At 60.0% G+C, this 24,901-nt stretch carries 16 protein-coding genes; 2 read left to right on the top strand and 14 right to left on the bottom strand.

The window, feature by feature from the left end:
- Nucleotides 1-146: 146 nt before the first annotated feature.
- Both JFU47_RS14480 and JFU47_RS14475 read left to right on the top strand, forming a co-directional pair.
- Nucleotides 147-5,306, top strand: coding sequence for an NEL-type E3 ubiquitin ligase domain-containing protein (locus JFU47_RS14480; protein ID WP_242485121.1), 5,160 nt, complete (start codon nucleotides 147-149; stop codon nucleotides 5,304-5,306).
- 29 nt (nucleotides 5,307-5,335) lie between these two features.
- Entirely contained in the window at nucleotides 5,336-11,449 is a 6,114-nt protein-coding gene (locus JFU47_RS14475) for an NEL-type E3 ubiquitin ligase domain-containing protein (protein WP_201183718.1), read from the top strand.
- A 74-nt stretch (nucleotides 11,450-11,523) separates the two neighbouring features.
- Here JFU47_RS14475 and ureC read toward each other — a convergent pair whose 3' ends face one another.
- The 14 genes from ureC to JFU47_RS14405 all read right to left on the bottom strand — a co-directional run bounded on the left by ureC (nucleotide 11,524) and on the right by JFU47_RS14405 (nucleotide 24,894).
- Nucleotides 11,524-13,224 carry an urease subunit alpha gene (gene ureC / locus JFU47_RS14470; RefSeq protein WP_140683074.1) on the bottom strand — a complete coding sequence of 567 codons (1,701 nt, stop codon included), beginning with the start codon at nucleotides 13,222-13,224 and terminating at the stop codon, nucleotides 11,524-11,526.
- 139 nt (nucleotides 13,225-13,363) lie between these two features.
- Nucleotides 13,364-13,669 carry an urease subunit beta gene (locus JFU47_RS14465; RefSeq protein WP_030128285.1) on the bottom strand — a complete coding sequence of 102 codons (306 nt, stop codon included), beginning with the start codon at nucleotides 13,667-13,669 and terminating at the stop codon, nucleotides 13,364-13,366.
- Entirely contained in the window at nucleotides 13,669-14,202 is a 534-nt protein-coding gene (locus JFU47_RS14460; RefSeq protein WP_201183717.1) for a GNAT family N-acetyltransferase, read from the bottom strand. The genes JFU47_RS14465 and JFU47_RS14460 overlap by 1 nt, the downstream gene beginning before the upstream one ends.
- Nucleotides 14,203-14,208: 6 nt before the next feature.
- On the bottom strand, nucleotides 14,209-14,742 hold the full coding sequence (locus tag JFU47_RS14455) for a GNAT family N-acetyltransferase (protein ID WP_201183715.1): 534 nt from the start codon (nucleotides 14,740-14,742) through the stop codon (nucleotides 14,209-14,211).
- Between the two features lie 9 nt (nucleotides 14,743-14,751).
- Nucleotides 14,752-15,054, bottom strand: a complete 303-nt coding sequence (ureA, locus tag JFU47_RS14450) for an urease subunit gamma (RefSeq protein ID WP_007907366.1) — start codon at nucleotides 15,052-15,054, stop codon at nucleotides 14,752-14,754.
- 158 nt (nucleotides 15,055-15,212) lie between these two features.
- Nucleotides 15,213-16,052: an urease accessory protein UreD gene (locus JFU47_RS14445; protein ID WP_201183714.1), complete on the bottom strand. Its 840-nt coding sequence runs from the start codon at nucleotides 16,050-16,052 to the stop codon at nucleotides 15,213-15,215.
- A gap of 30 nt (nucleotides 16,053-16,082) precedes the next feature.
- On the bottom strand, nucleotides 16,083-16,781 hold the full coding sequence (urtE, locus tag JFU47_RS14440; protein ID WP_140683085.1) for an urea ABC transporter ATP-binding subunit UrtE: 699 nt from the start codon (nucleotides 16,779-16,781) through the stop codon (nucleotides 16,083-16,085).
- 133 nt (nucleotides 16,782-16,914) lie between these two features.
- Entirely contained in the window at nucleotides 16,915-17,787 is an 873-nt protein-coding gene (gene urtD / locus JFU47_RS14435; RefSeq protein WP_201183712.1) for an urea ABC transporter ATP-binding protein UrtD, read from the bottom strand.
- On the bottom strand, nucleotides 17,784-18,863 hold the full coding sequence (gene urtC, locus JFU47_RS14430) for an urea ABC transporter permease subunit UrtC (RefSeq protein WP_140683088.1): 1,080 nt from the start codon (nucleotides 18,861-18,863) through the stop codon (nucleotides 17,784-17,786). The genes urtD and urtC overlap by 4 nt, the downstream gene beginning before the upstream one ends.
- Complete coding sequence (gene urtB / locus JFU47_RS14425) at nucleotides 18,863-20,365, bottom strand: urea ABC transporter permease subunit UrtB (RefSeq protein ID WP_201183711.1); 1,503 nt, start codon at nucleotides 20,363-20,365, stop codon at nucleotides 18,863-18,865. Before urtB ends, urtC begins: the two co-directional genes overlap by 1 nt.
- A gap of 220 nt (nucleotides 20,366-20,585) precedes the next feature.
- A complete protein-coding gene (gene urtA, locus JFU47_RS14420) occupies nucleotides 20,586-21,851 on the bottom strand; it encodes an urea ABC transporter substrate-binding protein (protein WP_033055613.1) in 1,266 nt (421 codons plus the stop codon).
- A gap of 303 nt (nucleotides 21,852-22,154) precedes the next feature.
- Entirely contained in the window at nucleotides 22,155-23,165 is a 1,011-nt protein-coding gene (locus tag JFU47_RS14415) for a FecCD family ABC transporter permease (RefSeq protein ID WP_201183709.1), read from the bottom strand.
- Nucleotides 23,162-24,109 (bottom strand): ABC transporter substrate-binding protein, encoded by a 948-nt coding sequence (locus JFU47_RS14410; RefSeq protein WP_201183708.1) that lies wholly within the window; start codon nucleotides 24,107-24,109, stop codon nucleotides 23,162-23,164. Before JFU47_RS14410 ends, JFU47_RS14415 begins: the two co-directional genes overlap by 4 nt.
- Complete coding sequence (locus tag JFU47_RS14405; RefSeq protein ID WP_201183706.1) at nucleotides 24,106-24,894, bottom strand: ABC transporter ATP-binding protein; 789 nt, start codon at nucleotides 24,892-24,894, stop codon at nucleotides 24,106-24,108. The genes JFU47_RS14410 and JFU47_RS14405 overlap by 4 nt, the downstream gene beginning before the upstream one ends.
- Between the last annotated feature and the right edge of the window lie 7 nt (nucleotides 24,895-24,901).

The following is a 24,901-nucleotide window of genomic DNA, read 5'->3' as shown; positions in this document are numbered from 1 at the left end:
GTCGTAATATTATGTATGAATCACAAGGATTGGATGTTGTTACAAGACCTTCAGTTGCACCCGTCGAAAACAAAGGCATTCATTATGAGCGTATTGTTCAGGCACTTCCTCCAGCCATAAAAGCGACACCGCCGGTCAGGTTGTCGTTGCTCGCCAGCACCACGGTCTCGACACCGGATTGGTACCTGAAAGCTTCCGCAATCGATCAGCAATACCTCAAGGAATTGATCGATAAACGCTGGTTGTTGCAGCGCCTGGTGGATGCGCCGTTGCAAGACCTGCAACAGGACATCAAGGCGTTTGCCAAGCCCTTGCTGTCCTTGTTGATGAGTTCGAACTTCAACAGCCATGACGACGTCAGCCAACTGACGCTGAGGCTGTATGTGCCGGACCGGATCATTTTCGGTATCGATCGCGGTGCCAGCCATCTGCGTGAGTCCACCCTGCTGGACGCGGCGCTGCATAACTTCGAAGAGCCGGAAACCGCCGCCGATTATTTCCGCAGCGGTTCCGGTGTGTTTCGCAGCGATTTACGAGGGGAGTTGTCGCGGATACCGTCGATGACGGTCAGTAAACTCGCCACGCTGTGTCGTCGGCTGGACATCGGCGGGCAGTATCAAACCCATCTGAAAGCCCTGCTGCTGCCGGCCGATACGCAGAAAAGGCAAACCCAGGAACAACACGGCGCGGCCAGTGAGAAAGCGGCGTTTGAACTGGCCTCACTGATCGCCCTGCTCAAAGACGACATCAGTTCATATGCCTACGGTGTACTGCGCGAGGTTCGCGAGAATAAAAGCGCCATTCGTTTCCACCATCGCCCGCTGCATCGGCATCGGCTGTCGCTGATGGGCTTCGCGCTGCACGGTGTGGTGTTGTTCAGTGCCGAGGGCGACGGTTCCAGGGTCAAGGCGGCGGTGGATGACTTGACCCCTGACGCGCTGAAGTTCTGGATCGACTGGTCGCAACGCATGCCGGCGCTGACGGGGAATGTGTACGAGCAGTTCAAACTGCTGCAGGCGTTTTTCGCCAATGGCCCCAGCGGAGCCAGCGAAGAGATGCTGCGCCAGCAGGACATCTACCAGCAAAGCCGCTTGAGCGGCCCGGTGATTGCCTATGTGCCGGACGACCCGCTGCACCCGTTGAAAGAGTACGCCTCGCTGGCGGACTTCATGAAAGCGCTGATCAGCCAACTGCGCGAGCCGGACTATCAGGCGTTCTTCAGCCGCTTTGTGGCACAGAAGGACAAGGGCCGGTTCTTTGCCCGGGTCAGGGAGCGTCTGAGCCGGATCACCTGGCAGCAGCGCGAACCGCTGGACATGGGGCCCTGGTGGCGAGAAACCGCAGTTGAGAACCCCAATGCCGAGCCGATCACCAACCGGCTGTCGGGTGAGCTGTGGCCACAGCTCTATCGCCTCAAGCGCGACAAGGCGATTGCCGATGCCCGAGCCATCGCCGTGCCCACCGATGACGAAGACGCCGCCACCCGCTGGAAGCGCCTGACCAGCTACCTGGACATCGGCTGGAACGTGTTCAACTTTGCCGCGATGCTGGTGCCGGGGCTGGGCGAAGCCATGCTGGCGCTGATGGTGGCGCAGATGGCCGCCGAGCTGCTGGAAGGTATCGAAGACTGGAGCAAGGGCGACCGGGACGAAGCGTCGGCGCACATCAACGGGGTCTTGATCAACTTTGCGCAACTGGCCTTGATGGCTGCCGGGCACGTATTGCCCCAGGGCGCCCGGGTGCCGGTAACACCCAGTCCGCTGATCGACAGCCTCAAACCGGTGGAGTTGCCCACTGGCAAGACCCGCCTGTGGAAACCGGACCTGACCCCTTACGAACACCCGGTAACGCTGCCGGCCGAGGCCAAACCCGATGATCTGGGGCTTTATCAGCACAACGATCGACAGTGGCTGCGCCTGGAACAAAAGAATTACCAGGTGCGCCAGGACCCGGTGACGGGTGGGCATCGCCTGCAGCATCCGACCCGGCCAAGCGCCTACCAGCCGAGGGTGGAGCACAACGATGCAGGCGCCTGGAAAGCTGAAACCGAGCAACCACTGACCTGGGACGCGACTCGCCTGATGCATCGCCTGGACAGCTTGTTGGAGCATTACTCGGCATCTACCCTGGCTAAAATCCAGCAGGTGAGCGGCGTTGAGGAAGGGCTGTTGCGCCGGCTGCATGTTGAGCATGAAACTCCGCCGGCGCTGTTGCGCGACACGCTCACGCGCTTCAATACCTACGCCGATGCGCAACGCTATCCCGAGCAAATCCTGTCGAACCAGGTGCCGGAGGAGATGGCCGGTTTTCTGCCGGCGACTCTGGTCGAACTGCCGCGCTGGCCGGAGTCCCGGGCCCTGGAGGTGTCTGAAGGCGATGATCGCACCGGGGCGTCCTTCAAACATGGCAACGCCATGGCCGCTGAGCCACAGACCATCAAAATCAGCCGCTCGGAGTTGGTGGCCGGGAAACTGCCTGAGCGGGTGATTGAATCCCTGAATCCGACCGAGCTGCGTGAAATGCTTGGCGCACAGGTCGCCGATGACACGCCTTCACGGATAGACGCGTTGCGCAGCCGATTGGCCATGCAGGCGCGTAAACAACACAAGCGTCTGTTCGACTCTCTGTATAAAAGCCGCGATGTGTCCGAAAGCGGTCAGGTGCGGATGCTGGTGAATGATTACCCACAGTTGCCAGGCAAGGTTGCGCAAGAGTTGCTGGACAGCGCCGAGCCCGCAGACCTGCAACACCTGGCAGAGAAACAGCGCCTGCCGCTGAGTTTGCGCCAACAGGCACGTCAGGCGCAGGAGCGTGTGCGCTTGAACCGTGCGTACGAGGGGCTTTACCTCGATGAACTGGAAAATGCCGACACCCGCCGGCTCGAACTGGCCACGCTGGCCAGCCTGCCCGGGTGGTCGACGGACGTGCGGATCGAAATTCGTCATTTGGGATTTTCCGGGGATCTGCTCGGCAGCGTGGGGGCGGCGGATGCGCCGATCCGTAAAGTGCTGGTGCTGGACGAGGACGGTCTTTACCAGGCACGTGACGCCGATGACCAGCACCTGCATGGTACCGACGATCTCTACGCCTCGGTGTTGCATGCCTTGCCCGACACGCAGCGCACCGCTCTGGGCTATGAAGTTCACGAAGGTGTACAGCTCAAGGATGCGGTTCGGCGTTCACCGCTCAGCCACGAGCGAATGGAACCGATCCTGCTTGAGCAGCCGATCCGTAAACCGGTGTACGACCCAAAAACCATGCGTTTGCGCGGCGGGATGCTGGGGTATTTTCGTGAACTCGCTGACAGGCGTTGGGGGCAAAGTTCGCAGGCGCGGGTAAGAAGGCTCTATCCCGCTTTCACCGAGGAAGAGTCCGCAGCGTTGCTGGAGCGTTTCAGCCGGGAAGGGATGCCGGTCGACATGCAGCTCCAAGAGCTTGAACTTGAATTCGAACGGTTGAATTCAACGTTGACGCGATGGGTGAACTCGCCGACCCGAGATTTCCGGTTGAGCCCGAGCGGCATTGGGGAGTGGAATGCGAGGAATCAGTTCGCCCGAAAGATCAGGCAGTGCTGGCAACGCACGGGTCCAAAACAGATCAACTCAATCGGCAATGTGCTTGGGCAGAAACTGGACCTGAGCAACTTTCCGCTGAACCTGCATTTTTCAAGAATGCCGGTGCTGGAGGGCAATTTCGACCATGTCACGTACCTGAAAATGCGCAACGCCGGTATGTCCGATGCCGAACACTCCTTTCTTCAGCCGTTTCGCAAGGTGCGTGCCCTGGACCTTACCGACAATAAACTGACAACTTTGCCGCGACACATCGACGGGATGCCGCATCTCAATTTCCTCGACCTCTCGGGCAACCGGATTGTGCTTGCGCCCGCCGATGTTGAAATACTTAGCCGCCGCACGCAGATGCAAACCCTGGGTCTGGCTGGCAATCCGTTGGGTCTGCTGCCGAACATCAGTCGCATGCCCGATCTGCATACGCTGCTCCTGTACCAGACCGGAGCGACTACCTGGCCACCGGGGTTGTTCGACCTTCCGCGCCCCCGGCATATCTTTCTGGACCTGCAGCGCAATCCGCTCACACACATACCCGAAGTCACGCCCGGTTCAGCTGATGCGGAGTTGCTGGCGCGTACATTGCTCAGCCGCCAACCGCCCTGGATGTCACCCGAAAACCTGGAGCTGCTCAAAGACTACATCAGGTCAACGGGGTTGGACCCTGACCGCCCTTATCCCCCTAGAGGTGTGCGCGACACCGTGGAATGGAGCCAAGGTGTGACCTTTGACGAGTGGGTGCAGAAGCAAATGCTCTGGGATGCGCTTGAAGATGAGTTCAACTCGATCGGTTTCTTCGATGAGATCAGGCGCCTGACCCAATCGGCGGACTTTACCGTGGGTGGCGCCTATCGAACCGATTTGACGGCCAAGGTGTGGCGAATGGTCGAGATCATGGCCAAGGACGCTGAGCTGCGCACGAAGTTTTTTACCGAAGCCGCGATGCGCACCCAATGCGTGGATGCCGCGACCCAGCTATTCAACGTTCTGGGGGTTGAAGTGCTGGTCCAGGAAGCCCTCGAACTGGGCAACGCCAGTTTGATCGAAGCGCAGTTGATCGAGTTGGCCAGGGGTAAGACTCGCCTGGATGAAATCGAGCGAATCGCCCGTCGTCATATCATCGACCGCGAGGCCGCGGGCGAACGCTTTCGACGCATCGACGCCGAAGGCAACGTCACCGGAAGCATTGACGAGGTCGAGGTTCATCTGGCGTTCATGACGGAACTGGCAGAACGGCTCGACCTGCCCTGGCAGGCGCGCGGCATGTTGTTTCGCCGGATTGCAGGCGTGACCAGCGAAATGATCGAGGGTGCCTACCAGCGGGTTTTAGGGTTGGAGGAGGGCGATCTGCTGCGTGATTCGATTGTCGAACAGCCATTCTGGCGGACCTATGTGCAGCGTTCGAATCGAGCACGCTTCAGAGCGGTCGATCGTAAAACGGTCGCGACCACCGAGTTTAAAGTGGCCCTGGATGAACGGGCCTCCCGCACCGATCTGGCACCGGACGAGCGAGAGAAATTGAAGGAGGAAATCAGGGTGCTAGCCGCCGAGCTTGGCAAACCTGAAAGTGCCTTTGCTCCGGGTCAGGTCATGACTGATGAAGCGTTTGCCACAGAACTTGAACTGATCAGGAATGAGCGTGAAACCTTGCTCAAGGAACTGACGCAACAAGCCATGAACCGGGCAAAAGTGCCAAGGGCTGAACCTGTTCCCTTTACGGTAACCACGGATAGTTGACCACTCGTTTTTTGCCTCGATGCGAAGGCATGATCCTTCGCATCGAGGTTGCAGAAATCGTTGAAAAAACCATTAAGGAAAATGTGATGACCACGTTGCAAGGAAGCAACGACGCCCTTCGATCGGGCTCGTTAAATACAGAAGAATACGGCCCCAATACCGAGTTTATAAAAGATGCCATCCCGGACTGGCTGATCGGGGCCACGCCTGCAAGGCGCGAGGCCTTTCGACAAGCCCCCACGCAGATTCCGGACTGGTACAAAAACGCCACGGTCGAGCAGCGCCAAGAGATAAAGCGTTTGGCCGAGGCGAGCATCAAGTCGCAGACCGCTCTCGATAAAGTCATGGCCAGGGTGCAGGACATCAAGGCCTTTGCCCAGCCGTTGTTGGCCAAGGCGTTGTACGAGCGATGCAACGTGACAGTGGATGTCAATACAACCTTTTTGCGGTTGATGAAGCCTCTGACCGTCGGGCCATTGCATGTAAAAGTCAGCGCCTTCCCGGTCCTGACGCTGTCGCTGCTGGACGCGGCCCTTCACAACTTCGAAGCGTTTGAAAACGACAGAGGGGCATTCGACGACTCGTCAGGATTCGTGACTGAACCGGATGAGCATGGAAACACCGAAACGATCACAACCACGTTGACCAGCCAAAATTTTATTGCGGTGTGCCGCACGCTGGATATCGGTCAAAAATATCAGGACTATCTCAAGTCTTTCCTGCTGTCTGGCGACCCCGTTACCGAAGCCTATCTATCGCTCAAATTTATCGCGTGTCAGAAGGATGCATTGAAAGCCGCCGCTTACATGGCATTGGTCAAGAACGATATCGAACCGAATGATTACAACATCATTCTTTCGGCAATTGCCGGCGAAACAAAGGTCATGAATGGCAACACGCCGGTCTGGTTCTGGGAGCCGGTGATTCTGCACAAGACACTCACCGGATGTCTGGCGTTCGTAACGGTCGAAGCGCATCGCAGGGACATAAAAGAAGTCATCCTGTACATCCCTCATGACCCCGAACACCCGGTGAAAAAATACAGGGGGATGCAAGCCCCTGATGAGTTGACCCGTCAGCTGCTGGCGACAGGTAAACCGACTGGGGAAACCACAGCCAGCCCCACCGCTTACGCAAGTTTTCTGAGTCAGTTCCTCGACTACAAGGATCGTCCGTATTTTTTCAATCGCCTCACGAAGGAAGTCGCCGATGCACCTTCGGACCCATTGGCCCTCTTTCGTTCGCCGATCACCGGTGGATTCATATCGATCACCGGTGGAGCGCTGGGCGCGAGTCTGACGCCGAACGAGCTACCACCGGCAAAGCCGGCGCCACGTGTGCCCGTCACTGAGCTGAATATACGTCTGGCCTACCGCAACAGAGAGGGGTATTGGGCCGAAAACGCTGACCTGTGGGCGCAACTCTATCAACGTTCGCGGGACAAGATTATCTCGGATGCCCGCAGCCACGCGGTTCCGACCTCTGATGCCGATGCCAAGAGCCGCGCCGACAGGATCGCCCATCTGCTGGAAGGCGCGATGGCTGCCCTCAATCTGGTGTCGATGTTTGTACCGGTGCTGGGGGAAGTCATGCTGGTGGTCATGGCGGGTCAACTGATGTACGAAACGCTTGAGGGCTCCATCGAGTGGAGCGAAGGCGATCGGGAAGCCGCTTGGGCGCATTTGAGTGACGTGGCCGAGAACCTCGCGCTGATGGGGGTGATGGCGGTGGGCGGGCGGGTTCTCAAGGGCGTGAAGGCTTCGCCCTTTGTTGACAGCCTGAAACCGGTTCAATTGCCTTCGGGCGAAACCCGCCTGTGGAAACCGGATCCGACACCCTACGAGGCGAGTGTCTATCTGCCGGAAGATTCGCTGCACAACGAGTCGGGTTTGCACCAGGTCGGCGGTCAGGAGGTTCTGCCCCTGGGCAATCAGCTTTATGTGGTGAAAGAGAACCCGGCCACGGGTGAATACCGTATCCAGCATCCGAGACGGCCTGATGCTTATCATCCCCTTGTCGAGCACAACGGTGACGGTGCCTGGGTTCATGAAGGAGAAGAGCCGTTGAGCTGGGAAGGCCCGACGCTGATGCGCAGGCTGGGCTATCGTTCGGACGCGTTTACCGACGCTCAGCTGGAACAGATTCGGATTGCCAGTGGCATCGAACAGGACCAGTTGCGCCGGGTGCATGTCGAACAGGAGCCACCCTCAGCGCTGTTGACGGATACGCTCACGCGTTTTCGGATCGATCGGGACATTGAAACCTTCAGCAGGCAGATCGGCAGCGATGATCCGAGTGTTTACGCAAGGGCAGATATACGCCTGCAATTTCAGGTCATGGACAGTCAAGAACTGATACCGGGGCGCCCGCCGGTGCGGGTCATGGACAGTCAAGCGAACATTCTCTGGGAGGACCCGCCAGGCAACGGTTCGTTCGCACGCAAACTTGTCATGGTGTTGAGTGAGCAAGAAATGGCGCGGGGCCAGATGCTCCCGTCACTGCTGGAAATGCTCGAGGCACAAGGTGTCGATCTTGCACAGGCTCCGGGAGAGCCGGGAACATCACTGGCCCTGCGGGCCACGGCACTGCGCAAGGAAATCGCCCGTGGTGCGCAACGTAGAAAAGCCACGCTGTTCGAATCGCTCTACCGAAAGCAGGACGTCAGGGTGGATGCTTACGGGCGGCGGATAAAGGCTTTTTTCCCGAGGTTGCCGGGGGCGGTCGTCAATCAGATTATCGAGGGCGCGACCACGCAAGAGCTGGCCGGACTCGGCCACCCCGGGCCTTTGCCCCCGCGGATTTATGAGCAAGCCCGCTGGTGCCGGCAAGAGTTGCGCGTGGCGCGGGCCTATGAAGGGTTCTATCTCGATGCTTCTTCCAATCTGGATGGCCAGCGACTGGCCCTGCGTAGCCTGGCAAACCTTCCAGGCTGGCCGAAGGATGTGCGCTTCGAGCTGCGTGAGTACTGGGCGAAGGGGCGATTGATTGACGCGGTCGGTGCGCCGGATGCACCGGTGCGCAAGGTACTGGTATCTGGTGAAAACGGTCTGTATGGAGCGGATGCTTCTGAAGGTCTTTATTCGGCGGTGCTGCAGGCCTTGTCGGAAGATCAACGCCTGACGCTCGGGTTCACCGAACAGGCGGCCGAAAGCCTGAAGCAGGCCGTGCAACGAACGCCATTGTCGCGAGAGGTGCTCAGGGATGTTCTTCTGGAGCATCGTGAACTGCGACCTGCCGTTGATCCGGACAACAAATTGCTCGGCGGCGCCGGCTATTCCTTGCCAAGCGCGCAGGAGGTCGCAAGTTTTTTTAAAACCAGCCGGGCACGGGCCCGCAAGCTGTTCCCCGGTTTCCAGGACGCCGATATCGAGACGTTTCTCCAGTCGCTGGGGCCTGATCCGCGCCGTTCATTGACCCGGCTGGAAGCCGAATATGCAACCTTGAAACGCGAATTGAAGGCCTGGGTCTTTGAGCATCGTTCGCCAGGCGTGGGGATCAGGGGAACAGCGGAGTCGTACGTGGCCAGCGGGATCAAGCGCTGCTGGCGCCGGGAGACGGGGTCCACGCTGAAAATCAATCCTTGGGTAGAGCTGCCGGCGTTGAGTGTGAATTTTGATCATGTCGAGGAACTGACATTCATGTCGACGGGCCTCAAGGCACGGACCGACGGGTTCCTCAAGGGCTTCAAGAATCTCAAGCGATTGACCATCAATCGCGCAGCGGACGGTCTCACTCAGCTGCCCGACAGCATCGGTCAGATGAAGAGGCTGACCCATCTGGATCTGAACAGGCAATCGATCGTGCTGACCGAGCAGAGTGCCAACCTGCTCGGAGGGATGAGCAACCTTGAAGTGCTGAAGCTCAGTGGCAACCCGCTTGGCAGGCTGCCGGATTTCAGCGCCATGCCCCGGTTGCAGGAGGTGCGCCTGGAAAGAACGGGAATCGACCAGTGGCCTGTGGGTTTGCGTGATCAAACCGGTCTTCGCACCATCGATCTGCGTAACAACCGATTACGCGAGGCGCCGGCCGCCTTGCTTAATCCGGCCGCGGAGCAGCTTGAAGCAGTCGCGAGGGCCAATCGGGTGACGCTGCTCGAAGGCAATCCGTTTACCCGACAAAACGCGCTGCAACTCTGGGATTATCGTCAACGTCTGATGCAGACGCGTCCTGATTTACTGGAGGGAGGGCTGGAAGGGGCGTTCGAAGTGAATACGCCGTTGCACCAGCGGTATCGCGCTGTTTATCCGGATGCTACCTATGGGCAGGTCGAAGACTACTTCAACGGGTTGGGCACCGAGGAGCGAATCAAAGCGGAGGTGGATCGGCTGGGGGTGGCGCTTCGCAGGCTGAACAGCCAGTTGTCCGAGTGGGCGTACACGGGGGAAGAGCCCCAGCAATATGTGTATGTGAGAAACCGGGCAAACCTGGGTCTCAGGCAAGATCGCTATTTAGCCGCCGAGCGTATTCGCAGCTGCTGGCAGAGGCGCACTGCGCAACTGCTCGCCTATGACGGCACGCCGATCGGCTTTGAACTTGATCTCAGTAGACTGAGGTTGCCGAACTTGCCTGAGCTCGACGCCGATTTCAGCCATGTCGGATCACTCAAACTGAGCAACATGGGGCTGACCGTCACGCCAGAGGCTTTTTTGCGGCGTAACAGTGGTGTGCGCTGGCTCGATCTGTCGGGTAACCAGCTGACAGAGTTACCCCGGGCACTGAATGAAATGAATGGCTTGACCCGGTTGTTCTTGCAGGGCAACCGGATTCGGCTGACGCCGGAGACCGCTCGGATACTGGCAGAACGAACCACACTCAGAGCCTTGAGTCTGTACGGCAATCCGTTGGGTATGGCGCCTGACTTCAGTCGTCTTACGGATATGCGTAGCGTAACGTTGGGGGCCACCGGTATTGATACCTGGCCAGTCGGGTTGGCCGAGCAGCCTGCGCTCGATGGCATTGATTTGAGCGACAACCGGATTGTGACGATTCCGGACAGTGTCATCGCGCCTTCCTCCGAGCACCTAGAGCAGTCGGCACGCATCAATAATGTCACTTACATTCAGGGTAATCCGCTTTCCGAGGCGACTCAGCGGCAGTTGGTCGAATACTGGAGCCGACTTGAACGCGAGCGCCCCGACCTGTACCTGGAACGCAGGCAAGATACGGGCGCCCGGGCGTTCGAATACCGAGCACCTGCCCCGAGGGGGGCAGTTGTCCCTTTGGCTGCTGAAGCAGAGGCGGCTCTCGGACGTTGGACCCTGGACATGTCTACCGAGCTGTTGGCGACCAGAAGAGCTCAATGGCGTACGTTGTCCGCTCAACAGGAGTCAGCGGGGTTTTTCTCGGTACTCGCTGATCTCCAAGAGGCCGGTACCGGTCACGAGGATCTCCAGCAACGGGTATGGGAGGTTATCGACAGCATCACGCAGCCCAACCCCGAGTCCGAACAGCTGCGCGAGGCGATGTTCGAATGGGCGGGAAGGCCGGCCTGTTGTGATCGCGCTGCCTTGTCGTTCAGTAATCTGGAAATCATGGCCATGGTCTACAAGGCCCGGACGTTGGCCCAGGACGGGCAGCAAGGCGCGGCTCTGCTGAAGTTGTCCAGAGGCTTGTTTCGTCTGGACAAGGTCGAGAAGATCGCACTTTCCGATATCGAGCGACGCACAGCGGCAATCAATGCCACGCCTGGGTGGTCGTCGGCTCAGAAAGCGCGGAACATTGAGCTTCTGGAAGAGGTTGAGATAAAGCTGGCCTACCGCTTCGGCCTGAAGGACCGGCTCGGTCTGCCAGGACAGCCGCAACGTGTGCGGTTTACCAGCCTGGGCCACGTTACGCCGCAGATGCTTGATCGCGCACAAACTCAAGTACTGGCCCTGGACAACTCACCTGAAGAGCTCCAGGCACTGGTTGAACGCGATTTCTGGAAAAGTTATCTGGCGAACAAGTACAAGTCGCAATTCGAAACGCAGCAAACACCCTACCAGACACAACAGGCCAGCCTGTACGAAGCACTGGAGTCGGGAGAACTTTCGCAGGCTTCATATAGAGAGCAATCCGCCGACCTGGATGCCCAGTTGCAAATCGAGGAGGCAGCACTGGTCGAGACGCTGACCCGTCAAGAGCTGGCTGATAACCCGTTCTGACGAATCGGTGATACATCAATAAACCCTGAATGCGTGTTGGCGCACTCAGGGTTTTTTTCCTTGTGGGTTGAACTTCAGAACAGGAAATAGCGCTGCGCCATCGGCAGCACATCCGCCGGCTCACACCACAGCAACACACCGTCGGCCTTGACCTGATAGGTCTGTGGGTCGACATCGATGTTCGGCAAGTAGTCGTTGTGGATCAGGTCGGTTTTCTGCACCTCGCGGCAGCCTTTGACCACGGCGATTTTCTTCTTCAATCCCAGCGCTTCGGGCAATCCGGCGTCTTGTGCCGCCTGGCTGATGAAGGTCAGGCTGGTGGCGTGCAATGAGCCGCCAAAGCTTGCGAACATCGGGCGGTAGTGCACCGGTTGCGGGGTCGGGATCGAAGCGTTGGCATCACCCATCAGGCTGGCCGCAATGGCACCGCCTTTTAGAATCAACGTCGGTTTGACTCCGAAAAACGCCGGACGCCAGAGCACCAGATCCGCCCATTTACCCACTTCCACCGAGCCCACTTCGTGGCTGATGCCGTGGGTGATCGCCGGGTTGATGGTGTACTTGGCGATGTAGCGTTTGGCGCGGAAATTGTCGTTGCCTTCGCCGTCACCGGGTAGCGGGCCGCGCTGTTTTTTCATCTTGTCGGCGGTCTGCCAGGTACGGGTGATCACTTCGCCAACGCGGCCCATGGCCTGGCTGTCGGAGCTGATCATCGAGAATGCGCCGAGGTCGTGGAGGATGTCTTCGGCGGCGATGGTTTCACGACGGATGCGGCTTTCGGCAAAGGCCACGTCTTCGGCAATGCTTGGGTCCAGGTGGTGGCAGACCATCAGCATGTCGAGGTGTTCGTCGATGGTGTTGCGGGTGAACGGCCGGGTCGGGTTGGTCGAGCTCGGCAGCACGTTGGCAAAGCCGCAGGCCTTGATGATGTCCGGGGCATGACCGCCGCCCGCACCTTCGGTGTGGTAGGTGTGGATAGTGCGGCCCTTGAAGGCGGCGAGGGTGGTTTCGACGAAGCCCGATTCGTTGAGCGTGTCGGTGTGGATCGCCACTTGTACATCGTACTGGTCGGCGACGTTCAGGCAGTTGTCGATGCTCGCCGGGGTAGTGCCCCAGTCTTCGTGCAACTTCAGGCCGATGGCCCCGGCCTTGACCTGCTCGATCAACGGCTCCGGCAGGCTGGCGTTACCCTTGCCGGTGAAGCCGATGTTCATCGGGAATGCGTCCGCTGCTTGAAGCATGCGCGCCAGGTGCCACGGGCCGGACGTGCAGGTGGTTGCATTGGTGCCCGTGGCCGGGCCGGTGCCGCCGCCGATCATGGTGGTGACGCCGCTCATCAGCGCTTCTTCGATCTGCTGCGGGCAGATGAAGTGGATGTGCGTGTCGATGCCGCCTGCGGTGAGGATCATGCCTTCACCGGCGATGACTTCGGTGCTGGCGCCGACTGCGATGGTGACGTTCGGCTGGATGTCCGGGTTGCCAGCCTTGCCGATCGCGGCGATGCGCCCGTCCTTGAGGCCGACGTCGGCTTTGACGATGCCCCAGTGGTCGATGATCAGTGCGTTGGTGATCAGCGTATCGACGACCTCTGCGGCGAGTAATTGGCTTTGACCCTGGCCGTCGCGGATGACTTTGCCGCCGCCGAATTTCACTTCTTCGCCGTAGGTGGTGAAGTCTTTCTCGACCTCGATCCACAGCTCGGTGTCGGCCAGACGGACCTTGTCACCGACGGTGGGGCCGAACATGTCGGCGTAGGCCTGACGGGAAATCTTCATTCGTTCGCCTTGAGATTCAATTGATTTTGAAATCGCTCGCTGCGCTCACTTTCGCGAGCAGGCTCGCTCCCACAGTTGATCGCATTCCCCTGTGGGAGCGAGCCTGCTCGCGAAGGGGCCAGCGCAGACGCCGCATTACTTACAAGTCCCCCATGATCCGTCCGGCAAACCCGAACACCCGGCGATGCCCGGCCAGGTCTACCAACTCGACCTCGCGGCTCTGTCCCGGCTCGAAGCGCACGGCAGTGCCGGCGGGGATGTTCAGGCGCATGCCGCGGCTGGCGGCGCGGTCGAACGTCAGCGCATCGTTGGTTTCGAAGAAGTGGTAATGCGAGCCGACCTGGATTGGGCGGTCGCCGCTGTTGGCCACCTTCAGGCTGAGGGTGCGGCGGCCAACGTTGAGTTCGATGTCACCGGGCTGGATCTGGTATTCGCCAGGAATCATCAATGGGCTCCTTGGAGAATCTTGTAGTAGAGGGCTGTCGGTTTGTACTGGCCGCTCGGGTCGCAGGCGTAGTCGGGAATTTGACCAGCCTTGGTGTAACCCAGGGCTTTGTAGAAGTCTTCGGCGGGGGAGTCGGCCTCGGTGTCGAGGTAGAGCATGCCGCGCTTGTGCTGAAGGGCGGCTTGTTCCAAAGCGCTCATCAACTGTTGGCCCAGACCGCGGCGACGCGCGTGTTCACGTACCAACAGTTTTTGCACTTCAGCGCGGTTCAGGCCATTAGCTTTCTGGCACAGGGTCAACTGCACGCTGGCCTGTACCTGTTCGTCCTTGACCACCACCCACAGCAGCACGTTGCCCTTGTTCAGGTTGTCCTGAACATCATCGAAATAGGCACGAGCCTGGGTCGCGTCCAGATTGGCCATGAACCCGACGCTGGCGCCATAGCCGACGGCGTCGAGCAGCAGATCAATCAAACCCTGACGATAGTGCGCAAAGCTTTCAACATTGACGCGGCGCAGTTGGGCTGCGTTCATGGCAAATTACTCCTTGTTGGCGGTCGGCGGTTCCGCGCCAGGATTGAGGGTCAGTTGCATGAAGGTCAGGTCCAGCCAGCGACCGAACTTGGTGCCCACCTGGGGCATCTGGCCGGTTGTCACGAAACCGGCTCGTTCATGCAGGCGAATAGACGCGGCGTTACCGCTCTCGATGGCGGCGACCATCACATGTTTGTCGCAGCCTTTGGCGCGCTCGATCAACGCGGTCATCAATTGCGGGCCGAGACCATTGCCACGCTGGTCGCTGCGCACATAAACCGAGTGCTCGACGGTGTGGCGGAACCCGTCGAACGGCCGCCAGTCACCGAATGAAGCGTAGCCCAGTACCGTGTTGTCGCCGTCGACGATCACCAGAATAGGGTAGCCCTGGGATTGCCGGGCGCTGAACCAGGCCTGGCGGTTACCCAAATCCACGGCCTGTTCGTTCCAGATGGCTGTGGTGTTGAGTACGGCGTCGTTGTAGATGTCGCGGATCGCCGGCAGGTCAGCATGCAGTGCATCGCGGATGTGGTAAGTCATGGCGCGGCCTCAGGCGATCGGTTGGTGGACGGTGACCAGTTTGGTGCCGTCGGGAAAGGTCGCTTCAACCTGGATCTCCGGGATCATTTCCGGGATGCCTTCCATCACTTGTTCGCGGCTGAGCAGGGTGGTGCCGAAGTGCATCAACTCGGCCACAGTCTGGCCGTCGCGCGCGCCTTCGAGCAGCGCTGCGGAAATGTAGGCCATGGCTTCCGGGTAGTTGAGTTTCACGCCGCGCGCCAAACGCCGCTCGGCCACGAGGCCGGCGGTGAAGATCAACAGCTTGTCTTTTTCGCGTGGGGTCAGGTCCATCGTTTGGAATCCATCTGGGCAGATAAAAAGGTAATTGGAATTGTGAATACATAACCTGTGGGAGCGAGCCTGCTCGCGAATGCGCCGGCACATTCAACACATGAGTTGCCTGAGACACCGCTTTCGCGAGCAGGCTCGCTCCCACATTGAATCGTGTTTCAGGTGCTCCATATTCGCGGTGGGATAGCTTCGCGGCCGAGCAAAGCAGGCCGGAGCAATCGCCACAAATCAATCAACCAACCCCGCGCCAGCAGCGCTTCACTGGCCAGGCACCGTGCAACCAGAAGCCCCGGCAACTGGGTCAGATCTCCCCGTACGTCATTGGGCAGCGAACGGCATTTCTCCAGTAAGTCGCTATCGATGTCGCCGGTCACCAACAGGGTCGCAAACACCGGTTGCCCATCCAGCCCAATAGGTGAATCAAGCAAACCATCGCCTCCGACAATGCGCTGGCGTTCATGCCAGAGCAACTGGCCGTCGCGACGGATGTCCAGCTGCGCCTGAAAATGCCCGAGGTCGAAACGCTCGCCACTGGCCGGCCGGCCCAGCGCCACCACGTCCCAGTAAAACAACCGGGCATCGCCTTCCAGATCAATCGAAGTGCCGAGCTCCGCCTGGGCGTCGCTGAAGATAATGGTTTCCTGGGGAAGCCATTCCAGTGTCGCGCCGGCAGCTACTTTCAAGTCGAGCTTCTGATAAGCGGGCCCTGCCGCTCGATACCACTTGGCCGCGCCGGGGCTGGTGATTTGCGCCCAGGCATCACGGCCGACACTGGCCGAGATATCCAGCCGGTCACCACCGGCAATCCCGCCCGGTGGGTGAACAATGATGTGCTGGCAGACCTCAGGCCCTTCGGCATACAGGTGCTTCTGCACCCGCAGCGGGCCTTTGTGCCGGCGCTGGACCGGGCGCGTACTGTCGCCGAATCGGGCGTAGCCGAGTTCCAGCTCGGCGTGCCAGCTCGGGGTAAACAGGGCAGTGGGAAGAGGTAAATTCATGGCTTCTAATTATCGTCAGGACGCTACAGGTTAGATCGTAACCAGACCGCGTACACCCTCGGCTTCCATATTTTCTCCGCGACCCTGTTGCACGATTTCGCCCCGGGACATCACCAGATACTGATCGGCCAGTTCGGCGGCGAAATCGTAGAACTGCTCCACCAGCAAAATCGCCATATCACCACGGGCCGCAAGCTTCTTGATCACTGCGCCGATTTCCTTGATCACCGATGGCTGGATGCCTTCGGTGGGCTCGTCGAGAATCAGCAGGCGTGGACGGCTGGCCAACGCTCGGCCGATCGCCAATTGCTGCTGTTGGCCACCGGACAAGTCGCCGCCGCGGCGTTGCTTCATCTGCAGCAGCACCGGAAACAGCTCGTAGATGAACGCCGGGACTTCCTTGGCTTCAGCGCCGGGAAATCGCGACAGGCCCATCAACAGGTTTTCTTCCACCGTCAACCGACCGAAAATTTCCCGACCCTGAGGCACGTAAGCGATCCCGGCGTGAACCCGCTGGTGTGGCTTGAACGCGGTGATCGTTTTGCCTTCCCAGTTCACCGCGCCTTCTTTGGCCGGCAACAAACCCATCAGGCACTTGAGCAGGGTGGTCTTGCCGACGCCGTTACGGCCGAGCAGGCAGGTGACTTCGCCGACCTTCACGTCAAACGTCAGGCCGCGCAGGATGTGGCTACCGCCGTAATACTGGTGCAGCTTGTCGACTTGCAGCATCTTAAAATCCCCTTCAATCCCCTGTGGGAGCGAGCCTGCTCGCGAAGGCGCAGGCACATTCAACCTATGAGTTGCCTGACGTCCCGCATTCGCGAGCAGGCTCGCTCCCACATAAAAGCAATCTTCACCATGCCTATCGACCGAGATAAACCTCGATCACGCGCTCGTTGTCCTGCACCTGCTCCAGCGACCCTTCGGCCAGCACGCTGCCCTGGTGCAACACGGTGACGTGGTCGGCGATGGAGCCGACGAAGCCCATGTCGTGTTCCACCACCATTAGCGAATGCTTGCCAGCGAGGCTCTTGAACAGTTCGGCGGTGAATTCGGTTTCGGCGTCGGTCATGCCCGCCACCGGCTCGTCGAGCAACAAGAGTTGCGGGTCCTGCATCAGCAACATGCCGATTTCCAGAAACTGCTTCTGACCGTGGGACAACAAACCCGCTGGGCGATTGACCGACGTGGTCAGGCGAATGGTGTCCAGCACTTCGCTGATGCGGTCTTTCTGTTCGCCACTCAGGCGAGCCCGCAGGCTGGCCCACACCGATTTGTCGGTTTTCTGCGCCAGTTCCAGGTTTTCAAAAACGCTCAAGGCTTCGAACACTGTCGGCTTCTGGAACTTGCGACCGATGCCGGCCTGGGCGATTTGCACTTCGCTCATCTGCGTCAGGTCGAGGGTTTCACCGAACCAGGCCTTGCCGTGACTGGGCCGGGTCTTGCCGGTGATCACGTCCATCAGCGTGGTCTTGCCCGCGCCGTTGGGGCCGATGATGCAGCGCAGTTCGCCGACGCCGATGTACAGGGTCAGATCGTTCAGCGCCTTGAAACCATCGAAGCTGACGCTGATGTCTTCCAGGGTCAGGATCGTGCCATGGCGAGTGTTCAGGCCGGGGCCGACGCGCTGGCCGAGGCCGATGGCGTCACGGCTGCTGCCGGCGTCCCTGTTGGGTTCCAGTGGCGGAAAAAACGCCGGTTCGAGCATGAATTCAGCCGTCGCGGTCACTCTCATTGTTCACCCCTTTTTTTCAGCAGACCGATCACGCCTTTGGGCAGGTACAGGGTCACGACGATGAACAGCGCGCCGAGGAAGAACAGCCAGTATTCCGGGAAGGCTACGGTAAACCAGCTCTTCATCCCGTTGACCACACCGGCACCGAGCAGCGGGCCGATCAGCGTGCCGCGACCACCCAGCGCTACCCAGACGGCGGCCTCGATGGAGTTGGTCGGCGACATTTCACTCGGGTTAATGATCCCGACTTGCGGCACATACAGCGCGCCGGCCAGGCCGCACAACACTGCGCTCAACACCCAGACGAACAGCTTGAAACCGCGCGGATCGTAACCGCAGAACATCAGGCGGTTTTCCGCGTCCCGCAGGGCGGTCAACACCCGGCCGAACTTGCTTTGCGCCAGCCGCCAGCCGATAAACAGACTTGCCACCAGCAACACCACGGTGGCGAAAAACAGCACCGCGCGAGTCCCCGGTTCGGTGATGCCGAAGCCGAGGATGGTGCGGAAATTGGTGAAGCCGTTGTTGCCGCCAAACCCGGTTTCATTGCGGAAGAACAGGAGCATCCCGGCGAAGGTCAGGGCCTGGGTCATGATCGAGAAATACACGCCCTTGATCCGCGAGCGGAAGGCGAAGAAGCCGAACACCAGCGCCAGCAACCCTGGCGCCAACACCACCAGACACATCGACCAGAGGAAGCTGCTGGTGCCGGTCCAGTACCACGGTAATTCGGTCCACGACAGGAACGTCATGAATGCCGGCAAACCATCACCGGAAGCCTGGCGCATCAGGTACATGCCCATCGCGTAGCCGCCGAGGGCGAAGAACAAGCCATGGCCGAGAGATAACAGACCGGCGTATCCCCAGACCAGATCCAGCGCGAGGGCGACGATGGCATAGCAAAGAATCTTGCCCACCAGCGTCAGCGTGTAAGCCGAGACGTGAAACGCGCTGTCCGGCGACAACAACGACAGCAGCGGCAACGCCAGCAACAGAACGAGGATCACCGCGCCGACAGCGATCGTGATTTTGGGGCCGGCCTTTTGCGTGGCCGTGAGCATCAGTGGCTGGTTCATCAGTCGATCACCCGTCCTTTCAGTGCGAAGAGGCCTTGCGGACGTTTCTGGATGAACAGAATGATCAGCGCGAGGATCAGGATCTTGCCGAGCACGGCACCGATCTGCGGTTCGAGAATTTTGTTGGCGATGCCGAGGCCGAACGCGGCGAGCACACTACCGGCCAATTGGCCGACGCCACCGAGCACCACAACCAGAAACGAGTCGATGATGTAGCTCTGGCCGAGGTCTGGGCCGACGTTGCCGATCTGACTCAGGGCCACGCCACCAAGGCCAGCGATGCCCGAGCCGAGGCCGAAGGCGATCATGTCGACACGCCCGGTGGGTACGCCGCAGCAAGCGGCCATGTTGCGGTTCTGGGTGACGGCGCGCACGTTCAAACCCAGGCGCGTCTTGTTCAGCAGCAACCAGGTCAGCACCACCACAAACAATGCAAACGCGATGATCACGATGCGGTTGTACGGCAGCACCAGGTTGGGCAGCACTTGAATCCCGCCCGACAGCCAGGCCGGGTTGGCCACTTCAACGTTCTGCGCGCCGAACACCAACCGAACAAGCTGAATCAGCATCAGGCTGATGCCCCACGTGGCGAGCAGGGTTTCCAATGGACGGCCATAGAGGTGGCGAATCACCGTGCGTTCCAGCGCCATGCCGATGGCGGCGGTGACGAAAAATGCCACCGGCAAGGCGATCAGCGGGTAGAACTCGATGGCTTGCGGGGCGAAGCGCTGGAACATCAGCTGCACCACGTAGGTCGAGTAAGCGCCGAGCATCAGCATCTCGCCGTGAGCCATGTTGATCACGCCGAGCAGGCCGAAGGTGATCGCCAGACCGAGGGCCGCTAGTAGCAGGATCGAACCGAGTGACATGCCGCTGAAGGCTTGGCCGAGGATCTCGCCAATCAACAGTTTGCGTTTGACCTGAGCGAGGCTGGTTTCGGCAGCGGTGCGCACAGTGGCGTCGGCTTCGACACCGGGTTGCAGCAGGCTGTCGAGGCGAGTACGAGCCAGTGGGTCGCCGGTTTCACCGAGCAGGCGAACAGCGGCGAGGCGTACGGCCGGGTCGGTGTCCACCAGTTGCAGATTGGCCAGGGCCAGGCTCAAAGCGGCATGGACACTTTCATCTTTTTCGCCAGCCAGTTGCTGGTCGAGAAATTTCAACTGCGCCGGTTTGGCGCTTTTCTGTAATTGCTGTGCGGCGGCCAGACGGGTATTGGCGTCGGTGGCGAGCAATTGGTGGCTGGCCAGTGCGGTGTCGATCAGACCCCGCAGGCGGTTGTTCAGGCGCAGGGTTTTCGGTTGGCCGTCGATGGTCAACTCGCCTTGCTGCAGGGCGTTGATCAGCTCGATACGGGCCGGATCGGGCTGCGCAGCCCAGGCTTCCAGAAGCTTGGCTTGCTGCACGGGATTGGCCGCGACGAAGTCTTCGGCGTCGCTGGCGTGGGAGGCCATCGGCAATAGCAGCGCGAGGGCGAGGATGAAGCGGTAAAGGGCAGTGGGCATATGTGGTGATCCTGTTAAATCGACCCCTCACCCCAGCCCTCTCCCCAGAGGGGAGAGGGGGAAAGGGAGCTGATCTTCATGCTCTTCAAAACCTGAGTTCGACTTGAGATTGCAGGTCGCAGTATTTCGACCAGACGACTCGGTCAGTCCCCTCGCCCCTCTGGGGAGAGGGTTAGGGTGAGGGGTAGGTTTCAAGCCCGCCCCAAACTCCAGATCCGCCTCAGTTGCTCTTCACCGCATAATCCGGCTTCTTGTCGTTACCCGAGATGAACGGGCTCCACGGCTCGGCACGGATCGGCCCCTCGGTCTGCCACACCACGTTGAACTGACCATCTGCCTGAATCTCGCCGATCATCACCGGTTTGTGCAGGTGGTGGTTGGTCTTGTCCATGGTCAGCGTGTAACCCGACGGCGCGGCAAAGGTCTGGCCGGCGAGGGCTTCGCGGACTTTGTCGACGTCGGTGGATTTGGCTTTCTCAGCCGCTTGCGCCCACATATGGATGCCCACGTAGGTGGCTTCCATCGGGTCGTTGGTCACCGCTTTGTCGGCGCCCGGCAGGTTGTGTTTCTTGGCGTAGGCTTTCCAGTCGGCGACGAATTTCTTGTTCGCCGGGTTCTCGACCGATTCGAAGTAGTTCCATGCCGCGAGGTTGCCCACCAGCGGTTTGGTGTCGATGCCGCGCAGTTCTTCTTCGCCGACCGAGAACGCCACGACCGGAACGTCGGTGGCTTTCAGGCCCTGGTTGGCCAGCTCTTTGTAGAAAGGCACGTTGGAGTCGCCGTTGACGGTGGAGATGACCGCCGTCTTGCCACCGGCCGAGAATTTTTTGATGTTGGCCACGATGGTTTGGTAATCGCTATGACCGAACGGGGTGTAGACCTCTTCGATGTCCTTGTCGGCTACGCCTTTGGAGTGCAGGAACGAGCGCAGGATTTTGTTGGTGGTGCGCGGGTAGACGTAGTCGGTGCCCAACAGGAAGTAACGCTTGGCGCTGCCGCCTTCTTCGCTCATCAGGTATTCCACTGCCGGGATCGCTTGCTGGTTCGGCGCGGCGCCGGTGTAGAACACGTTCGGCGACATCTCTTCACCTTCGTATTGCACCGGGTAGAACAGCAGGCCGTTGAGCTCTTCGAACACTGGCAACACCGATTTACGCGACACCGACGTCCAGCAACCGAACACCACGGCGACCTTGTCCTGAGTCAGCAGTTGACGGCCCTTTTCAGCGAACAGCGGCCAGTTCGACGCCGGGTCGACCACCACCGGCTCCAGCATCTTGCCGTTGACGCCACCCTTGGCGTTGATCTCATCGATGGTCATCAGCGCCATGTCTTTGAGCGACGTTTCGGAGATCGCCATGGTGCCGGACAACGAATGCAGAATACCGACCTTGATGGTCTCGGCGGCCTGGAGGCTCCAGGTCATGCCCATCGCGGCAATGCTTGCCGAAAGTGTGAAAGCCTTGATCAAGCTGCGACGCTTCATTGTGCGATCTCCATGAACTTATGAATTTTCTTGATTGGCAGATGCGGACTACTGAAGGGTCTTTAGCAAGGGCTGTGCCTGGTCGGCAAAAGGCAGGGAAATGTCGTATTAGAGCGGTTGCGCGGTTTGGGCGACGCACCATGAAGGAACGCGCCTGGCGCGTTGGTGCGAAGAGGTGCGCCACATTGGGGCGGGCACAACAGATCAAATGTGGGGGCGAGCCTGCTCGCGAATGCGGTTAATCAGGCACAAGGATTTTGAATGTGCCGCCGTCTTCGCGAGCAGGCTCGCTCCCACAAGGGTTCAGCGGCGGCGCATGAGGCCGATGAAAAACAAGCCACCGATGGCCGCGGTGGCGACGCCGATGGGCAAGTCTTCGGGGGCGATCAGGGTGCGGGCGGCGACGTCGACCCAGACGAGAAAGAGGCTGCCCAACAACACGCACACCGGCAGCAATCGCCGATGCTCCGCCCCGACCAGACGCCGCGCAATGTGCGGCACCATCAGCCCGACAAACCCGATAGACCCGCTGATCGACACCAACACCCCGGTCATCAGCGACGCAATCAAAAACACCCGTAACCGCACGGTGCGAGCATTGAGTCCGAGGGTCACGGCCGTCTGCTCACCTGCCATCAACGCATTCAGTGGCCGAGCCATTCCCAGCAACAACACCAACCCGAGCAACACGCTGGCCGCCGGTACCGCCAGCAACTCCCAACGTGCCAACCCGAGCCCACCGAGCATCCAGAACATCACCGCCGAACTCGCGCGGTGATCGCCAAGAAACAGCAGCAGATTGGCGATCGCCATCATCACGAAGGACACCGCCACGCCGCACAACAGCAGCCGATCACTGTCCAGCCGCCCGTTGCGGTTGGCGATCATCAGCACAATCAGCATGCTCAGCAACGCGCCGATAAACGCCGCGATCGGCAAGGTCAGCAGGCCAACGATTTCACCGACATGCAGCACCACGATCACGGCACCGAGGGTCGCGCCGGAGGTGACCCCGAGCAAATGCGGATCGGCCAGTGGATTGCGCGTCACCGCTTGCAGCACCGCACCGATCAGCGCGAGCCCGGCGCCCACCAACGCACCCAATAGCATGCGCGGCACGCGAATCAGCCAGACGATGTGTTCCTGCCCGGCGGCCCAGTCCGGCACGCCGAAACCGAAAATCTTGTGCAACAGAATCCGCCACACCACATCCACCGGCACCCGCGCCGGGCCAAAGCCCAGCGACACCACGCACGACACCAGCAACAACGCGCCGAGGGCCACCAGCAACAAGGCGTAGCGACAATTGATCATTTGCCTTGGAAACCCTTGGCCAGGGTTTCAACTGCCAGCACATTGTCGATCCCCGGCGTGGCCTGCACATACGGAATCACGATGAAGCGCTGGTTCTTGATCGCGTCCACCGATTGCAGCGCCTTGTTGTTGAGCAGAAATTGCTCTTTCTGTTCGGCGGTGACTTCGCCGTAATCGACGATGACGATCACCTGCGGATTGCGCTCGACCACGTTCTCCCAGTTGACCCGGGTCCAACTCGCTTCGACGTCATCCAGAATATTGCGCCCGCCAGCGGCGTCGATCAGCGCTTGCGGCATACCGAGGCGACCGGAAGTCATGGCGCGGTCTTCACCGCTGTCATAGAGGAAGACGCGAGGTTTGTCTGCCGGCAGATCCTTGCGCACTTCGGCGACCTGAGATTGCATCTGGGCGATCAGGGCATTGGCGCGATTCTGCACGTCGAAGATTTTGCCGAGGTTGCGCAGGTCGTTGTAGGTGTCTTCCAGACTGGCCGGCGGACGCTTCATCACGAACGCGCAGGACTCGGTCAGCTCGTAGACATCGATGCCCAGTGGCTGCAACGTTTGCGGCGTGAGGTCACCGCCCACGCGCATGCCGTAATCCCAACCGGCGAAGAAGAAATCAACGTTGGCGTTGAGCAGGGTTTCCACCGACGGGTACTTGGCCGCCAGCTCCGGCAAGCCATCGAGGATGGTCTGCATCTGGGGCGTGACCGACTTCCAGCCGGTCACACCGCTATACCCGGCCATGCTGGGTTTCAGGCCGAGGGCGAGCATCATCTGGGTCATGTTGATGTCGTGGCTGACCGCGTGTTTCGGCGCTTGCTTGAAGGTCACTTCGCGGTTGCAGCTCTGCACGGTCAACGGGTAGTGAGTGGCCTCGGCAAATGCTTGGGCATTGCCCAGCAACAGAGCGGCGCAAAGCAGGGAACGCAAAGTCATGGTTGGGTGATCCAGGTGATTCGTGGGTAGCCGTGCAAGGGATGCTCATCGATCAGCGCTTCGACGCCGAACACGTCGCGCAGCAGTGGGGCGGTCAGGACTTCTTTGGGCGTGCCGCTGGCGACGATGCGGCCGTGGTTGATCACGTACAGTCGATCGCAGAAAGCGGCTGCGAGGTTGAGGTCGTGAATGCTCGCCAGGGTGCCGATCTTCAGGTGTTTGACCCGTCGCAACAGTTCGAGCTGATAGCGCGGGTCGAGGTGATTGGTCGGCTCGTCGAGGATCAGCATTTGCGGCTGCTGTGCCAGGGCGCGGGCGAGGATCACGCGCTGTTTTTCACCGCCGGAGAGGGTGCCGAAGGCATGATCCTCGAAGCCTTTGAGGCCGACTGATTCCAGGGCCTGGGTTGCGAGTTTTCTGTCCTCCAGGGTGTCGCCGTCGAACAGACCTTTGTGCGGTGTGCGGCCCATGGCGACGACTTCGTCGACGGTGAGGCCGAAGGCGTCGGGGAATTCCTGCAGGACCACGGCGATGCGTTGCGCGCACCAGCGTGAGGATTGTTTCCAGACGTTGTGGTGGTCGAGCCGGACCTCGCCGTGCTCGGGTTTGCTGAAGCGCCAGGCACAGCGCAGCAGGCTGGTTTTGCCGCTGCCGTTGGGGCCGATCAGACCGACGAACTCACCAGGGAGCACGTGCAAGGTTGCATCACGCAGTTGGAACTGGTGATGGCAATGGCCGTGGCCCAGAGGTGTCCAGGCGAGGTTCGTGAGGTTCAGCGAGGTCATGCATTTG

This window comes from Pseudomonas sp. TH39(2020), assembly GCF_016650715.1.
GTDB lineage: Bacteria > Pseudomonadota > Gammaproteobacteria > Pseudomonadales > Pseudomonadaceae > Aquipseudomonas > Aquipseudomonas mandelii_C.
The sequence above is the reverse complement of the archived record's forward strand: the minus strand, read 5'-3'. Positions and strand labels throughout refer to the sequence as shown.

Coding starts and splice junctions, on each gene's coding strand:
- JFU47_RS14460 (WP_201183717.1), bottom strand. CDS start 14,202: ATGAACGCAGCCCAACTGCGCCGCGTCAATGTTGAAAGCTTTGCGCAC.
- JFU47_RS14415 (WP_201183709.1), bottom strand. CDS start 23,165: ATGATCAATTGTCGCTACGCCTTGTTGCTGGTGGCCCTCGGCGCGTTG.
- ureA (WP_007907366.1), bottom strand. CDS start 15,054: ATGGACCTGACCCCACGCGAAAAAGACAAGCTGTTGATCTTCACCGCC.
- urtC (WP_140683088.1), bottom strand. CDS start 18,863: ATGAACCAGCCACTGATGCTCACGGCCACGCAAAAGGCCGGCCCCAAA.
- urtD (WP_201183712.1), bottom strand. CDS start 17,787: ATGAGAGTGACCGCGACGGCTGAATTCATGCTCGAACCGGCGTTTTTT.
- JFU47_RS14455 (WP_201183715.1), bottom strand. CDS start 14,742: ATGACTTACCACATCCGCGATGCACTGCATGCTGACCTGCCGGCGATC.
- ureC (WP_140683074.1), bottom strand. CDS start 13,224: ATGAAGATTTCCCGTCAGGCCTACGCCGACATGTTCGGCCCCACCGTC.
- JFU47_RS14410 (WP_201183708.1), bottom strand. CDS start 24,109: ATGACTTTGCGTTCCCTGCTTTGCGCCGCTCTGTTGCTGGGCAATGCC.
- urtA (WP_033055613.1), bottom strand. CDS start 21,851: ATGAAGCGTCGCAGCTTGATCAAGGCTTTCACACTTTCGGCAAGCATT.
- JFU47_RS14465 (WP_030128285.1), bottom strand. CDS start 13,669: ATGATTCCTGGCGAATACCAGATCCAGCCCGGTGACATCGAACTCAAC.
- JFU47_RS14475 (WP_201183718.1), top strand. CDS start 5,336: ATGATCCTTCGCATCGAGGTTGCAGAAATCGTTGAAAAAACCATTAAG.
- JFU47_RS14405 (WP_201183706.1), bottom strand. CDS start 24,894: ATGACCTCGCTGAACCTCACGAACCTCGCCTGGACACCTCTGGGCCAC.
- urtE (WP_140683085.1), bottom strand. CDS start 16,781: ATGCTGCAAGTCGACAAGCTGCACCAGTATTACGGCGGTAGCCACATC.
- urtB (WP_201183711.1), bottom strand. CDS start 20,365: ATGCCCACTGCCCTTTACCGCTTCATCCTCGCCCTCGCGCTGCTATTG.
- JFU47_RS14445 (WP_201183714.1), bottom strand. CDS start 16,052: ATGAATTTACCTCTTCCCACTGCCCTGTTTACCCCGAGCTGGCACGCC.